The sequence below is a fragment of the Vibrio sp. 10N.261.51.F12 genome, from assembly GCF_041471725.1.
Taxonomy (GTDB): domain Bacteria; phylum Pseudomonadota; class Gammaproteobacteria; order Enterobacterales; family Vibrionaceae; genus Vibrio.
In genome coordinates, this window is sequence record NZ_JBFROV010000019.1 from 26,507 (window position 1) to 41,087 (window position 14,581).

Here is a 14,581-nt window from a genome sequence, read left to right on the forward strand (position 1 = left end):
TCAGGTTGCGAACCTATCGCTTCCTCTAGTAAAGAGTTAAGCCCAAGAGTAATGCTCTTGGGCTTTTTATGGGATTAAAAATGACTTTGATAGAACAACTAGCATTAGAGTTGAAAAAGAGTGAAGACGAAGTCGCTCGCTTTTTGCTGAGTGCGCCTAAAAGGTACAAAGTCTATACCATTCCAAAGCGCACCTCTGGACACCGAGTTATTGCTCAACCCTCTAAAGAGCTGAAAGAGTATCAGCGTAAGTATTTGGAACTTCAGCAGTTACCTATCCATGACTCTGCAATGGCTTATCGAAAAGGAATGAGCATTAAGCAGAATGCAATTGCTCATAAAAATAACCCTTACTTACTCAAGCTAGATCTCGAAAACTTTTTCAATTCCATCTCTGATAAATTGTTTTGGAAAGTTTGGGAGTCAATACTGCCTTTGCCTTCAGACCAAGATAAGCAAACTTTAGAAAACTTACTTTTCTGGTGTCCAAGTAAAACAACGGGAGGTGCTTTAGTTCTCAGTATAGGAGCACCAAGTTCTCCACTAGTATCAAATTTCTTCATGTACCAATTTGATTGTGCTCTTAGTAAGCTATGCGTTGAAAAGGAAATTATGTATACACGGTATGCTGATGACTTAACCTTCTCAACCAAGCATAAGGACTCTCTTTTTGCCCTTCCAGAGCTTGTAAAAGAAAAGCTAGCTGTTTTGTTTGGGAGTGCCATAAGAATCAATAGAAAGAAAACTAGGTTTTCATCTAGAGCTCACAATAGACATGTTACAGGTATCACCATTAGCAATGATGGGAATCTCTCTCTAGGAAGAGAGCGCAAAAGATATATCAAACATTTAGTGCATCAAGTACAACTAAATAAACTTAATGCTGATGATAGGCAACACCTTAGAGGTCTTATTGCTTTCGCTAAACATGTAGAACCTGTGTTTGTTCAATCGTTGAAACGAAAATATTCAACTAAGTTAATTACTCAAATTGTTGAGGAATCAAATGGTTAAGTCACGCAAAAATAGAAGCAGATCTATTAAACACCTAATTCAAAGCTCAGATAAAGGGAATTTTCAATCTTCGTATCAACTGTATCGAAACTACTCTGAAGGTAAAAATGTAGAGCAGAAAGATGCGGGCTTAGCTTGTCAATATTTGACTAAAGTAGAATCTGCGCTTCTTGAAAAGAGACTTGTTTTATCATCAATAAACCTGACTGATTTCAGAAGATTTACGGCTCTTGATATTTCATTTGATGAGAAAGTTACTGTTCTCATCGGTGCGAATGGGGCTGGAAAAACGAGTGTTGCAGAAGCTATTGCGAAGACATTGTCGTGGTTGAATAATAATCTGGAAAAAACAGACGTAGTTGGTCGACCGATTACAGAAAGTGATATCCATGTTAACTCTAAAGAGTTTAGTGAGGTTGCAACCAAGTTTAAATTTGATAAGCAGAATAAGTTTGATGCGAGTATTGGTAACACTGTTTCTGGGTATGATGGCAATTCACCTACGGATGTAGTAGCCATAAGACAAGTTGCTGATATGTATAAAAGTACAGCCAAAAATCCATTAATAAATATTCCACTTTTAGTTTTCTATTCGGTTGAACGCTCAGATTTTTCATTGTCTTCAACGGTCACAGAGGCAGCTTCAGGGGACATTGTCAGCAATAGGTTTTCTGACCTTAAGACCGCTTTGGATGGAAGCGGGAAACTGGAAGATTTTTCTAAACTTTATATAGAGTTGGTTAATCGAGCAAAAGGAGAGGAGACTAAAGAAGTTCAAGAACTGAAGGTTCAGATAGCTACTTTGCAAGCTACTATTGATGATGTATATGCAGGGCAAGAGCTTCCTGAAAATGATGCATTCAGTGCCAAGTTAAATGCTAAAAAACAAGATTTAGCGAACTTACTAACGACTCAATCTTCAGCAAAATATCAACGACATTTAGAGCTAGTCAATCGAGCAATAGTAGCGCTTGTTCCAGAAATAAAAAACCTTGAAGTGGATCGCAGTTCAGGAAAGGCCAGACTAATGGTTGATAACTTTGGGAGTAGAGTGAATATAGCCCAGTTATCACAAGGTCAGAAGATGCTTATAGCTCTTTCTGGAGATTTGGCAAGGCGTTTAGTTAACCTAAACCCTGACGCTGATGCCCCTTTACATGGTCATGGGATTGTAATTATTGATGAAATTGAATTACACCTCCATCCCAAATGGCAACAAGAAATCCTAATTGGCCTTCAAGCGACTTTCCCTAACCTCCAATTCATCGTGACCACTCATAGCCCCCAGGTACTGTCTACTGTAGATAAAGGTTGCATTCGTATACTTCGATTTGATGACAATGGAGTTGCTTCTATAGACAAACCAATATATCAGACCAAAGGTGTGTGTAGCTCTGATGTTCTAGAACAGATTATGGGCACGTTTTCTGTTCCACCAGTATGCGAAGCAAGTTGGCTTTCTGATTATTCGGCTTTGGTTGCAGAGAACCTCTGGAAGTCGAAGGAAGGCATAAAGTTATTTGATGAAATTGTTAGGCATTTCGGTGCTGATCACCCTGAGGTGGTAAAAATTAAAGGCGACATTAGAACTCAAGAATTCAAATTAAAGGCCAGAGCACTAAAAGGAATTTGATTCAGATGAAGAAATTGGTTCGTAGTGATGCTCCCCTTTGTTTAGCTCAATTTAGGCATGGTCGAGATAATTGGTCTGTTATTTCAACCAATGGTTTAACTAACGATATTTGGGAAAAGCTCAGCATCATGCAGCGTGGGTTCTGTGCGTATTGTGAGTGCCAGTTATATGAAGATAATACCAAAAGACATATTGAGCATTTCATTCAAAAGGGCCAAGTACCTAGTATGACCTTTAATTGGGATAACTTATTTGGTTCATGTAACAATCCGAATCGTTGCGGGAAGTACAAAGATGAGGCTCCAGCCGCAAAAAAAATAGACTTAGCCAATGTATGTAAACCTGATGTGATGGATCCTAGTGAGTTAATACTTTTCCTTAATTCTGGAAAGGTTAGATCTAGAACTGGTTTAACACAGAAAAATAAAGAAATTGCTGATAACACTATTGCTGTTTTCAATCTTGATGGTGATAGTACACTAGAAAACTCACGAAAAACTGCTATCGCTGGAGAAAAAAGTTTGGCGGATAGTTATTGGGAGATGCTAGTTGATGATGATACTGGTGAACTAGCTGAACTTCTGGAAGCTGAGTTATCTGAAGCATTAATCAGAATTAAAGAAGTCGAGCATTCAACGGCATTAGAACATTTGTGGACACATAACGAGCAATACTAAACAGCCCTAGATACACATGATAGTTGAGGTGAATTCGGATAAGTTTTTGTAAGGGGAATAGGATAAATAGAATATGACTGAGTTTTTATTCTAACTCACTTTGGGGCAGATCTGAGTTAGCTTGCACTTTGAGAGAGAAGTGCCACTAGTAAAACTTCGGGCCTATGAAGCCTCTGGACAAAAACGGTTTAGTTTCCTTTTTCCTCCAACTAACAACATTCGTCATTCTCATGAAAGTGAGGATCTCACAAAGCGCGTAGACAATTGAAAAAATTCGATTAAGTTAAGTACATCGAGTTCGCAACGCGCTGAATGAGATCCCCTTTTTCAAGGGGATGACGGTTCTTGTGCTTGGTTTGAAACAAAAAATGGGGCAGAAGCGTTTTACAAGCCTAAGGCTCTAATAGGCCGAAACACGACAAACGGTATTGGAACGATTCAGGTTCTATTATGTTGTGACATCAATAAGCCGAATTGCTGATTCTTAAATGATTGTTGTTACTTATCTTGGGGTTTTGGGGCATAAAAAAGGCCCCGACTAATCGAGGCCTAGAAATTTTTTAAGCGCGTTATTACTGAGGAACAACGTTTGTCGCTTGTGGGCCTTTTTGGCCTTGCTCTACTTCAAAAACGACCGCTTGGCCTTCTTTTAAAGTTTTGAATCCGTCGCCAGTGATAGCACGGAAATGAACGAACACGTCAGCGCCGCCATTTTCTTGCTCGATGAATCCGTAGCCTTTCTCTTCATTGAACCATTTTACTTTGCCAGTCGTGGTGTTAGACATCTTTTGTCCCTTACATTTCAGATTAAAACTCTCGCCTTACGGCTATCTTGCTTAGTGGTTCGGTTTATTTAATCAAAGCGTAAATGGGAAAAACGAATAGCAAATACTCGCATAGGGACTATCTGACAATACAACTCGCACTCTTTTACTCTTACATTTAAATAACTCTAAAAACACTAGAGCAAAATTAGTTTAGCACAGCGAATAGGCTATTAAATGAAATTGTTATGACGGTGAGCACAAAACAGGGCAACAATTTGTACAAAAAGTCGCCCTGTTTCAATATGAGACCATGTTGCCGCTTCAGCGATTAACGAGATATCGCTTAGCGCTTGAAGGTGACCTCTTCAATGGCATCTAAGTGGATTTCTGTTTGAGCGGGTTTGGTCGTTGCGATAATTGCGCCCTTACGAATAGAGTAGCTCACTGGCACTTGGCGGCGTACCGCATCAAAACCATTGTCCGCTGGCAGTAATATTAGGCTACCGTGCTTACCAATGTCCAAACCATGTGTGTCTTGGATGTTGAGTGTTTTTGCTGAGTTAGCGCTGATCAAATCTAAAGACTCGTTGATTTGGTCGTAACCCATCACTTGGCAAACATGCAGCCCCATGTGCAGGACTTGCAACATGTTTGCAGTACCCAGTGGGTACCACGGGTCAAAGACATCATCGTGTCCAAAACAGACATTGATATCTGCCGCGAGCATTTCTTTCACACGCGTGACACCACGGCGTTTAGGATAGTCATCAAAACGACCTTGCAAGTGGATGTTTACCAAAGGGTTGGCAACAAAACTGATTCCCGACATCTTCAACAAGCGGAATAAGCGTGAAGCGTACGCGCCATTATATGAATGCATAGCGGTGGTGTGACTAGCCGTGACCTTGTCACCCATTTGGTATTTATGAGCAAGTGCTGCAAGGGTTTCGATAAAACGCGATTGCTCGTCGTCTATTTCGTCACAGTGCACATCAATCAAGCGGTCATATTTGTTCGCAAGCTCAAAAATGAAGTGCAGAGACTCAATGCCGTACTCGCGAGTGAACTCGAAGTGCGGGATCGCGCCAATAACGTCAGCGCCAAGTTGTACAGCCTCTTCCAAAAGCGCCTTACCATTTGGGTAAGAGAGAATACCTTCTTGAGGAAAAGCAACGATCTGGATATCGACCCATTGCTTCATTTCTTCACGCACTTCAACCATCGCTTTTAGGGCGATAAGGGTAGGGTCTGACACATCTACGTGGGTACGAACATGCTGAACACCATTGGCAATCTGCCATTTTAGCGTTTGTTTCGCACGTTGTTTTACGTCTTCAATAGAGAGCAGTGCTTTGCGCTCAGACCAGCGTTCGATGCCTTCAAACAAGGTACCGGAAATGTTCCAGCTTGGCTCGCCTGCCGTTTGGGTCGTGTCGAGATGGATATGAGGTTCACAAAATGGCGCAACCGCCATATGGCCTGTCGCATTGATTATGCGGTCGGCCTGCATTTGTTGAGAACCCGCTACCTCGATTGCGGTAAATACGCCATCTTCAACAAGGATGTCAAAGCGACCTTCACGTTGGTCAATGGCGGTATTTTGAATGAGTAGAGATGACATAACCGGTGATTCCTAATTAATGGCTATCAGCGTGCGTAACGGCTGCGCTGTTTTTATTGAGCATTGGGTTTAATACAAGATAGCTTAACGCGCCACCAAGTACTGCATTGACTGGAACGACACCAGGTAAAAAGTGTCCTGCAGCCACGCCCACGGCGACGGCAATAATACCTGCCCAATTCACCGTTTGGAATGTTGTGGTTTCAAATTGCTGGTATTTTTTACGGTTGGCAAGGAAGTCAGCAATGATCACGCCACCAATAGGTGGAATAGCAATCGATAGGAAGGTCAACCAACCGACAAAGTTATTGTATAGCCATAGTGCACATAAGGTGCCGACGATGCCATTTGCCATAGAAAGGTACTTACTTGGCAAACCCGTCACGTTCGAGAAACCCAAGCCTGAGGCATACAGCGCGTTGTCGTTCGTGGTCCAGATGTTTAAGCCCAATACGATGATGGCAGGGAGTAATAGCCCTTGTGCAATCATCACTTCTGAGATATCAGACTGACCCGTCACGGCTGCGCCTGCCGCGCCAAAAACAAACATCAGAGAATTACCAATAAAGAAGGCGGTCATTGTGATGAATACCGCGCTTCTTGGCTTCTTACCAAATCGAACGAAATCAGCCGTTAATGTACCAGCACTAACAAACGAGCCGACCACCATCGCTAGAGCGACAGAGAAATCGATAGGCTCTGATGGTTGAATTTTTTGTAGCTCTGCCACACCACCAACGCTGTCGACCGCGGTAAACACCGAGTAGCCACCCAGTAGAGCAATCGCGGGAACGGCAATGGCAGAGAGTACCATTAACGCTGAAATACCAAAGTAAACCGTTGCCGTCATTAATAGGCCACTGACAATGATGAGCGTGTTGGTATCAATGCCCGTTGCTTTGTGCACTGGGATAGCAAACATTGCCACGCCGACACCAAACCAACCGACTTGCGTGCCGCCAAGTAATACGGAAGGGAGCCATGAGCCTTTTGAACCGAAAGAAAAACGAGCAAGAAGGTGAGTAGAGAGGCCAGTAGAAGAGCCGATGTAGCCAAGAAAAGAAGTATAGATACCGAGGATTAAGTTACCGATGAGAACCGCGAGGAGAAAATCGTTAAAGGACAGTCCAGTGCCGAGTGAGCCACCTGTCCACATACTGGCGGAGAAAAATGTCAGCCCCAGCATCACCATTGTGAGTGACGCAACCCCTTTCCTAGCCGATGTGGGAACCGGACCAAGACTGTAGTTGTTATCCGCAGCCATTTTATACCCCTTCGTTAAATCAAAATAGTTAAGTCAAATTCTTTACAGAATGCCTGCTTATTTCGTGCAAACGGCGTGCATTATGGCGATGTAACTTTGAGTGTCAAGAGGAGTTTTTTACGACAAATTACGATAAATGATAATCTTTGATTTTTTTGTTTTTAAAAACAAAACACTAGACTAATTGCTAACCATGTAAAAACTAATTTTTATCAATTGAAAACGTAAGTTACCTCTTAGGCAATGGTTTGCAATTATAGTTTTATCTCGTAGTTGCCATTTTCATTATTATGCTTATAAAGGCATAAAGGCATAAAGGCATAAAGGCATAAAGGCAGAAGGGGTTGGGTTAACTATTTACAGTAAAGAGAACGGTGTCGATACAACGACTATTAAGTCGTCGGAAGATAGCCCAACAATATTATGAGGCCAATTTCATATTGTGTGTCGTGGTGTTATCTAAAGTTCGCATTATGTTTACTGGTTCTCGGTAACGGTATGATCGTCCCATCAACTCATATTGACCACCAGAGAGATGAATGAAGAAATTAAGTATTGCGAGCGCCTTTGTACTGATTGTCGGTGCCACCTTTGCCGTTGCAATAAGTGACGTAAAGGCGGCGGGTCAAAGGGTGGCAGACAATCAAGAAAGCAGCATTAAGCCCATTGTGGCAGAGTTTGTCTACTATGAGCGGACGCATGACGGCTACGAGCATTGTGTTTACCAACACAATGGTTTTGTTAGCGGCGTATCTCTCGATCATTTAGGAGTAAAGGTAGGTAATGAATGCCCAACTGCCCTAGTGTTTTCATTCAACGAATCCTTGTGATCTTGCATCGTTACCATCGTTCTAACCCGTTGTTCTTAAAGCCGAGGTCGTTAATGTTAAAATTTGTTGAGCGCAAAAAAGCACGTCAAGCCATCGCCTATAATTTAGTCCTTGCTGGATTGGAGCGTGATGACGCCGAACAGCTTGTGTATGAACACTCGACGCCCGACATGCTGTTTGATGATATGTTAGAAGCTGTCAAAGATCTCACGAAAAACAACACAGAGAAAATGCTTTGTTTTTCGTATGTTATGTTGTCAAACGAAATTACTTGCCTGAGAAATCAAACGCTTATTACAAGCGAATTGGCTTCTTCCTATCAAGCGAATGCCTCATACCAACACATAGCTGAAAGTAATACTGTCGATGTATGTAAGCCCAAGGTGCAGGGCGCGGCGGTTACTGCACAAAGCCGTCGTGATTTGGGTGGGGTGTTTATGAATCTCAATGCCCTTATGACTGGTGAGACCGTCATCGAAGACAATCAACTTGACCGCATTCGGAATCGCTATCGTCTAATGATTGATTATGTCGCGTTAAAAGAGATGAATGAAAGGCTGTATTCATTCCACCTTAAGAGCGCGTAGCCTGAGTGTAGATGATACCGTTCATTTCAAAAAAAGCACCCCGTAACGCAGAGGTGCTTAATATAGATTTGCTTTAGCTTTCTTTACTTACATCGCGCTGAGTTTGTCCCATGCTGATGTCCAATGACTGCCTGTCCCAGGTTCATACTGAGTCGCGGAAGGTGACCACTGAATGCAATAACCCGAGTATGGGAAAGGTTTACATTGATAGATCCCACCATCGGTTGCTAAGACTTTTGTCCCTTCGGTATATTCAGATAGATTATTTGGGAAGACAAAATCGTAGTCACCAGGCTCAGTGGTGTCGACCAACATAAAATCATTCGTGGTTTGGTCAATAAGATTATCGTTTTTATCTTTTACGCGAGTCACCAACATGTGATGCCCGGGTTCTGACTTCGATAATGTTAATGTCACGCTTTGTGAATCGCCGTCGGCAATCTCAATTTTTTGATTGGCAAGAGATTCTTGGCCATGATTGTACACATCCATTTCAACGTTTACGTCACCTGTGGCAGCGACGCTCAAGGCAAGAGCAACGGGTGACTCTGTTATGGTGTACTCCGGTTGTAAGCCCGAAATTTCAACACCGACTACCGGTGGCGGTGTCACAATGTCATACCCAATTTCAACACGCTCTAACGCGCTGTTTTCGGCAACATAAACTGGATTCGCACCATAAACAGGGGTGGCATTGCCATTACTATCCATAGAGCCAGCTTTGATATCGTTTCGGTCAGCATTTATCTGTGAAGCAAGTGCATGAGACCATTGGTTAGCTTGGCCTTGTGCCGCACTTTGAATCGTGATGCTGGTGGATAAGCTTGGCAGTTCACCATTGTTATCAAAGACACGTGTATAAACGGAATCGCCGATATTGAGATCCATAGTTGGGTTAATGGTACCTGCTGGACTCCAACCCGGAATTCCAGGGTTTTCACCACTAAACTCCACATCAATCACGTTATAGAATGCGGCAGCAGTATCGCCCACATCCCACACTGCAAGTACAATCTGATAGCCACTTCGTTCAGGTACTTGGCACAGGTGTGACATGCGCATTGGCGGTTTTTCCATATGGCCTTCAACAACACAAAATGGGTTTAAATCAAACGAATCACGTGTAAGGGCTTGGTTAGGGTTCCAATCCGCTTTTGTGATGTAGTATTTCCAATCCCTTGTCGTGTGGTTGGCGGTAAAAGTCCACTCAAAATGTTGAGCGCCTGATTGGATCGGGCGTTTTACCCAGCGATCAGCCGTTTGTTCATTCAGCGCAGAAAACTGACTTAGCCCAGCACTGGCGATTTGTCCGTCTGGTGGGCCGCCTTGTGGAAAGCCTTCAGGGCCTTCAATGCTCTGAGGTTCCCACTGCACTGAACCGCAATCAGTGTTTTTCTCACCTGTGCTAGCAGGATACTTACATAACGTCCCACGCGCTTCTGCAATGCCATTATCGACCGATGAGACATACCCATGGCTAAACACTTGCGGGCTTAATGCAAGCCCAATAGCCACCACTGGAAAAAGAATCTTGGAATTCTTCATATTATTACCTTTTTATAATTGTTTGTTTGAAATGTACGTAACACGCGTTACGCATCATTACGTTGAGCTTCGATGTTAAAACGTTCGCATCCTGCGACCGTTAGGCGGTAATTTAACGATATAAAATAAGCCGAGCGAATGAGTTGTTTGTTTTATGGAATAGATTTCTATGTTTTGATTTTTCTATTGAACAAATGATATGTTTTAGGTGATTATTCTGGTCATTTGTACTAAGTGAGATTTTAGTGTTGGTTTTGTCACTAAATAAGAATGCTTACAAGGTAAGGGAAGTGGATTGTTCCACGATGTTGGTTTGCACAAGATTGCAGAAAAAAGGTGTGACTGAGTGTTCGATTAAGCCGATGAGTAATAATCAGGCAAGATTAAGGAAGTGTTTTATAATGGTTAGCTCCAGCGAAGGTGATCGCTGGGAAATCATACATGTTTAAGTTTCAAATATCGGCATTAAAATCGTTTAGCTTCGCAGTGACTTTCGCACCTTATGCGGTGGAAACCAGCAATGTTATTGAATCTGCTCATGCTCGAGGCGTACCTATCGTTGCCATCGCAGACAACCAAATGATGGCGCATGGCAGCAAAATGGATGTCTGTTTCGAAGTAGAAGAAGGCGAGGTAATGGGCTTTCGTTCACTCAGTTCGTCGATGTATTTGGCTCAAACATTGGCCGTGAGCTTAATGTGTCGTGAGATCAAATAGCGCTTGTTTTTTACCGCTTATCCTTCCTAAAAAAGCCGATGATTTATCGGCTTTTTTAATGCCAATCAATGACCCTGTTCGCTCTATGTCGCCTGCCTTTGTGATGTGACTATGACCGTGGAAACCTATGTTTTTGGAATGAAACCCTACCCTAGGACTTTATTGTATGACTTTGTCAGCAACTATTGATTAACGTTATTGCAACATGTATTTTAATTTTATAATTGTCAATTGTGGGTGATTGGCTAAAGTTTGATGGTCATCTTTAATGGCGGGAAATGATTAAGGTCGTGACCTCAATGGTAATTAACAATCCAACCAGAACAATGGGTTAAGTTATGAACATTGAATTAAGACGAACAATAGAACAACTACTCGTGATCGCAAGCCGTGAGGGGGTTTCCATCATTGGCTTAGTGGACTCCCCCGAGGACACTCAATGCCAGATTATTAGAGCGATTCAAATTGACTGCAAGCCTGAAACTCGCGCTGTTGATGAAGTGCTGATAGGACAGCATTGCTCTGGAGATTTGAAGCACTGCGAAACGTGTCATTTGGCGAACGACGGCGAATCCAACGCAGCAGGTAGCACGAAAAAATGGAAGCCGCTCTATCTGGTTAAATAAATAAGATTGCTTATGTAAGCCTTGTCCATCAAGCCTGTCTGATAGACAGCTCAACTGACGCTACCTGTACTTTTTCCCTTAGCGCGCCAGTTCACGTTTAAAGCTTATCAAGCCAAACTCCTCAATGTTCATTTTTCTTTCAATATCATTGTATTCGTTTCGTTGGCTAATGCTGTTACGTAGTCATCATAAAACTTATCGCTCACGTCAACGCCAAGCACCATCGCCTCGCTTTGGATAAATGTTTTTTGTTGCCGGTAAACACACAAAATGATGTCACCATCAACCTTTTGTTTATCGTAAGTGGTTTGGCAGTCTCGCGTACTTTGTGCCATCTCTTCTGATATCTGCGGTATTTCGGCGTGCTTTACTCGGTCTAGAAATGCCTGTTGCTGAACAAAGGAGGATTCAACTGAGAACGCAAAAGAACTCACAAAACACAATAGCAACAATACGTTAGGATTTCTCATTGGATTCATCATGCCTTAAAGGTTAGGTGCTTAAGTAAAGGCAACCCGCGCTAATTTCACAAGCTGGGTTGTGACTGATCAGGTCGCCCTGTTTAATGATAGAGCTCAATATCTGACGCGTTAATGACGTACCCCGTTTTAATTGTCTGATTACCATCAGACAATGCAACCGACGCGCCGACAGACTCCGTTTTAATATCGCCTTTCACCCACACCGGTGTGTATAAACTTTGTAATTCATGGCCTTTGGGGAATTCGACTAAAATCGTTTGATTGACTGGCGGGGGAGGTGTGTGAATACAAGCCCCTGCAGTTGGTACCAAAATGAACTGAGTCCCCATTAACCCTTCCATTTCGAGCGGTACTAAAAACCCGGCTAGCTGCATATCATTAATGTTGAGATCGGTAACAACATCGGTTGTTTGTTGCGTTCGTTGTTTAAGCAGTTCAGATACGTTGAGGCCAAATTTTTCAGCCAACGCGACGCGTTGAATGTATCCGTCATTTTCCATTGGACTTAACTGGCGAGTTTTTTGAGCAATTTCATAGGCATAAATCTCAGAAAGTAATGCCTTATTACCTGGTGAAAGGGTTTGATATTGATTCTGCACAGGTCTTAATGACTGCCAAGATAGTGTTTCAGATGCTTGTGCAAATAAACTAAAGCAACAGGCCATAACCATCAACAATGCATTTTTCATAACAGTATTTTCTCATGAGAATAAAAGCCAAATGTTCAAATGGCTAAGAAAACCTTAGCCATTTGATAGTCTTACAGCAGTGATAAAGAGTCGTCAGATTACAGGCTTTCTAAGTTGTCCATAAGTTGATAGAAAAACCCAATGGAGCGACCATACTCTTCGACCAAGATTCGTTCATTCACACCGTGAAAGCCTTCAAATTCCTTCACACTTTCTAGTTGAATTGCCGTCATCGTATATACATCTGGAGCGAATTCTCGAGCTTGGAAGTGTTTAGAGTCTGAGCCACCGATGACAAAGAAAGGCGATACAATTAAGTCATTCCCCCACGTTTGACGGATGGTTTTTTCTAGCACTTTGTAACCTTCTCCGCTTGGGTCTGCGACATTGGTTGCGGGTGTTGAGGCTGATATATCACGAACGGTTATTCTTTCATCATCAATTGCGTTTTTCACATGTTCAATGATGACCTCAGGGGTGTCACCTGGCATAGGCCTAAAGTTCACCACCGCGGTAGCTGCTGGCGGCAGTACATTATCTTTGATGCCGGCATTGAACATTGTTACTGCTGTGGTGGTATGCAGCATGGCACGTGTGACTTGGTTTTTTGACATGACATCAATGAAATTTTTCTCCAAATCTGTCACGGTGTCGCTGTCACCGTAGGCCACGGCTTTGTATAGTGGTTGTTGCGCTTCAGGAAGCTCAGGGCCCATATATCGATATTGGTATCTCACCGCCTCGTGGATTTTGTAAGGGAATTGCGCGGCTTCAACTTTCTCAACGGCTTTTGCTAGTGCGACAATATTCGACTCTTCCCCTGGTTGTGAGGAATGGCCGCCAACGCCTTTTATCGCAATCTCTAGGCTGACAAATCCTTTCTGAGCAATACCAATTAATGCCGTGTTTTCACGAATGCCGGGGAATATACCCGGTACAAGTGGCGCGGATTCATCCATAACAAACGCTATTTTCTCATAGCGCTGTTCAATGATATCAGCGGCATGCTTCGCGCCTTCTGGCCCGCCGACTTCTTCATCGTGACCAAATACAAACAAAATGGTACGTTCAGGCTGGAAACCTTCGCCTAACTTCATTTCAGTCGCTTCTAAAAGTGCTTGAAGTTGGTTTTTATCATCTAAAGAGCCGCGACCCCATATATAACCGTCTTTAATCACGCCGGAGAATGGCGCTTCTTTCCATTCATGGCGAGATTCTTCCGCGATAGGGACTACGTCTTGGTGCGCCATAAAAATGGCAGGTGATAGAGATGGGTTTTTCCCTTCCCATGTGTAAATCAAGCTGAAAGGACGTGGGTCGCCCACTTCTTCGCGTTTGAGCGCTTTATGAACTAATGGGTAGGATTCTTTAAGAAATTGGTGGTAGTCACGAAAGGCTTGTTCATCAAAATCACTACGGTCTTGATTAGAGATGGTTTGGAATTGAACCGCTTGTGATAAGCGTTGTGCTGCGCCTTCTACATCCACTTGAATGTTCACTTTTTCAATACCTTGCATCTGCATAGAGCTAAAGTCTTGCGTTTCAGCCAGGGCTGAAACACTTGCGGCCAGTGCCAACGCAGAGGTTATGCTCGTAAATAGTTTTGATGGTTTTGTCATCGCAAGATTCCTTAGTTAGACAGGCAGTAATTGATGCTTGGGTTGATGTGTACATTGTGAAGGCAAAAGATAAATGGAACGAATCGCTTATGCAGGGTTGTGTCCTGCATGAATACCATTCGTTTATGTTCATAGGTATCGCTGGCATGCTTGTGCTCCTGTCTCTTTCTCACACCGGCATTAAGGTGTGAGTTATTTCCTTGAAAAAGGCGATCGCCAAAGTAGGAGACTATGCGGTCTATGGTTGAGGTGTTCTTGACGCGGTTGTGATTTTGCTTTGCTTATGCCTTTCTCATATCCACTAACCTCGGAGTTTACGGTGGTAGATATTTGAGACTTAAATCGATGGGATGGGGCGACAGGGAGGGTCGTTCCATCGTTGTAGGCTGTTGAGGGTGAGATGTTTTTGAAGTCCAGTATTACTGGACTTACATTACGAATTAACGTTCATGAGCATAGTGTTAACGGTCATAAGCTTAGTATAAACGCTCTGAAACCTATTATGGCAAAG

At 42.9% G+C, this 14,581-nt stretch carries 14 protein-coding genes; 7 read left to right on the forward strand and 7 right to left on the reverse strand.

Going from position 1 to position 14,581, the window contains the following annotated elements; translation table 11 throughout:
• The first annotated feature begins 80 nt into the window (after nucleotides 1-80).
• Genes AB4405_RS12705 through ptuB form a run of 3 tightly spaced genes read left to right on the forward strand, consistent with a single transcriptional unit; the run spans nucleotide 81 to nucleotide 3,323 of the window.
• On the forward strand, nucleotides 81-1,013 hold the full coding sequence (locus AB4405_RS12705) for a retron St85 family RNA-directed DNA polymerase (RefSeq protein ID WP_372061122.1): 933 nt from the start codon (nucleotides 81-83) through the stop codon (nucleotides 1,011-1,013).
• On the forward strand, nucleotides 1,006-2,646 hold the full coding sequence (ptuA, locus tag AB4405_RS12710) for a retron Ec78 anti-phage system effector ATPase PtuA (RefSeq protein WP_372061124.1): 1,641 nt from the start codon (nucleotides 1,006-1,008) through the stop codon (nucleotides 2,644-2,646). The genes AB4405_RS12705 and ptuA overlap by 8 nt, the downstream gene beginning before the upstream one ends.
• Nucleotides 2,647-2,651: 5 nt before the next feature.
• Nucleotides 2,652-3,323 carry a retron Ec78 anti-phage system effector HNH endonuclease PtuB gene (gene ptuB / locus AB4405_RS12715; RefSeq protein WP_372061126.1) on the forward strand — a complete coding sequence of 224 codons (672 nt, stop codon included), beginning with the start codon at nucleotides 2,652-2,654 and terminating at the stop codon, nucleotides 3,321-3,323.
• 572 nt (nucleotides 3,324-3,895) lie between these two features.
• Here the strand turns inward: ptuB and AB4405_RS12720 are convergent.
• The 3 genes from AB4405_RS12720 to codB all read right to left on the reverse strand — a co-directional run bounded on the left by AB4405_RS12720 (nucleotide 3,896) and on the right by codB (nucleotide 6,975).
• Nucleotides 3,896-4,108, reverse strand: a complete 213-nt coding sequence (locus AB4405_RS12720) for a cold-shock protein (RefSeq protein ID WP_102532607.1) — start codon at nucleotides 4,106-4,108, stop codon at nucleotides 3,896-3,898.
• A 325-nt stretch (nucleotides 4,109-4,433) separates the two neighbouring features.
• Entirely contained in the window at nucleotides 4,434-5,711 is a 1,278-nt protein-coding gene (locus AB4405_RS12725) for a cytosine deaminase (RefSeq protein ID WP_372061128.1), read from the reverse strand.
• Between the two features lie 16 nt (nucleotides 5,712-5,727).
• Complete coding sequence (gene codB / locus AB4405_RS12730) at nucleotides 5,728-6,975, reverse strand: cytosine permease (protein ID WP_372061129.1); 1,248 nt, start codon at nucleotides 6,973-6,975, stop codon at nucleotides 5,728-5,730.
• Between the two features lie 539 nt (nucleotides 6,976-7,514).
• On the opposite strand from codB, the gene AB4405_RS12735 reads away from it, so the two are divergent.
• Together AB4405_RS12735 and AB4405_RS12740 are read left to right on the forward strand one after the other, a co-directional pair.
• Nucleotides 7,515-7,805: a hypothetical protein gene (locus tag AB4405_RS12735; RefSeq protein ID WP_372061131.1), complete on the forward strand. Its 291-nt coding sequence runs from the start codon at nucleotides 7,515-7,517 to the stop codon at nucleotides 7,803-7,805.
• Between the two features lie 53 nt (nucleotides 7,806-7,858).
• Nucleotides 7,859-8,392 carry a hypothetical protein gene (locus AB4405_RS12740; protein ID WP_372061133.1) on the forward strand — a complete coding sequence of 178 codons (534 nt, stop codon included), beginning with the start codon at nucleotides 7,859-7,861 and terminating at the stop codon, nucleotides 8,390-8,392.
• 87 nt (nucleotides 8,393-8,479) lie between these two features.
• Here the strand turns inward: AB4405_RS12740 and gbpA are convergent, their stop codons facing one another.
• Nucleotides 8,480-9,937: an N-acetylglucosamine-binding protein GbpA gene (gbpA, locus tag AB4405_RS12745; RefSeq protein WP_372061134.1), complete on the reverse strand. Its 1,458-nt coding sequence runs from the start codon at nucleotides 9,935-9,937 to the stop codon at nucleotides 8,480-8,482.
• Between the two features lie 441 nt (nucleotides 9,938-10,378).
• On the opposite strand from gbpA, the gene AB4405_RS12750 reads away from it, so the two are divergent.
• Together AB4405_RS12750 and AB4405_RS12755 are read left to right on the forward strand one after the other, a co-directional pair.
• Nucleotides 10,379-10,654 (forward strand): hypothetical protein, encoded by a 276-nt coding sequence (locus AB4405_RS12750; RefSeq protein WP_372061135.1) that lies wholly within the window; start codon nucleotides 10,379-10,381, stop codon nucleotides 10,652-10,654.
• A 338-nt stretch (nucleotides 10,655-10,992) separates the two neighbouring features.
• On the forward strand, nucleotides 10,993-11,280 hold the full coding sequence (locus AB4405_RS12755) for a hypothetical protein (RefSeq protein ID WP_102532890.1): 288 nt from the start codon (nucleotides 10,993-10,995) through the stop codon (nucleotides 11,278-11,280).
• A 128-nt stretch (nucleotides 11,281-11,408) separates the two neighbouring features.
• Here the strand turns inward: AB4405_RS12755 and AB4405_RS12760 are convergent, their stop codons facing one another.
• The 3 genes from AB4405_RS12760 to AB4405_RS12770 form a co-directional block, all read right to left on the reverse strand.
• Entirely contained in the window at nucleotides 11,409-11,750 is a 342-nt protein-coding gene (locus tag AB4405_RS12760) for a hypothetical protein (protein WP_372061136.1), read from the reverse strand.
• Between the two features lie 92 nt (nucleotides 11,751-11,842).
• A complete protein-coding gene (locus tag AB4405_RS12765; protein WP_372061137.1) occupies nucleotides 11,843-12,451 on the reverse strand; it encodes a DUF3299 domain-containing protein in 609 nt (202 codons plus the stop codon).
• 98 nt (nucleotides 12,452-12,549) lie between these two features.
• Nucleotides 12,550-14,070 (reverse strand): M20 family peptidase, encoded by a 1,521-nt coding sequence (locus AB4405_RS12770; RefSeq protein ID WP_372061138.1) that lies wholly within the window; start codon nucleotides 14,068-14,070, stop codon nucleotides 12,550-12,552.
• Nucleotides 14,071-14,581: the final 511 nt, after the last annotated feature.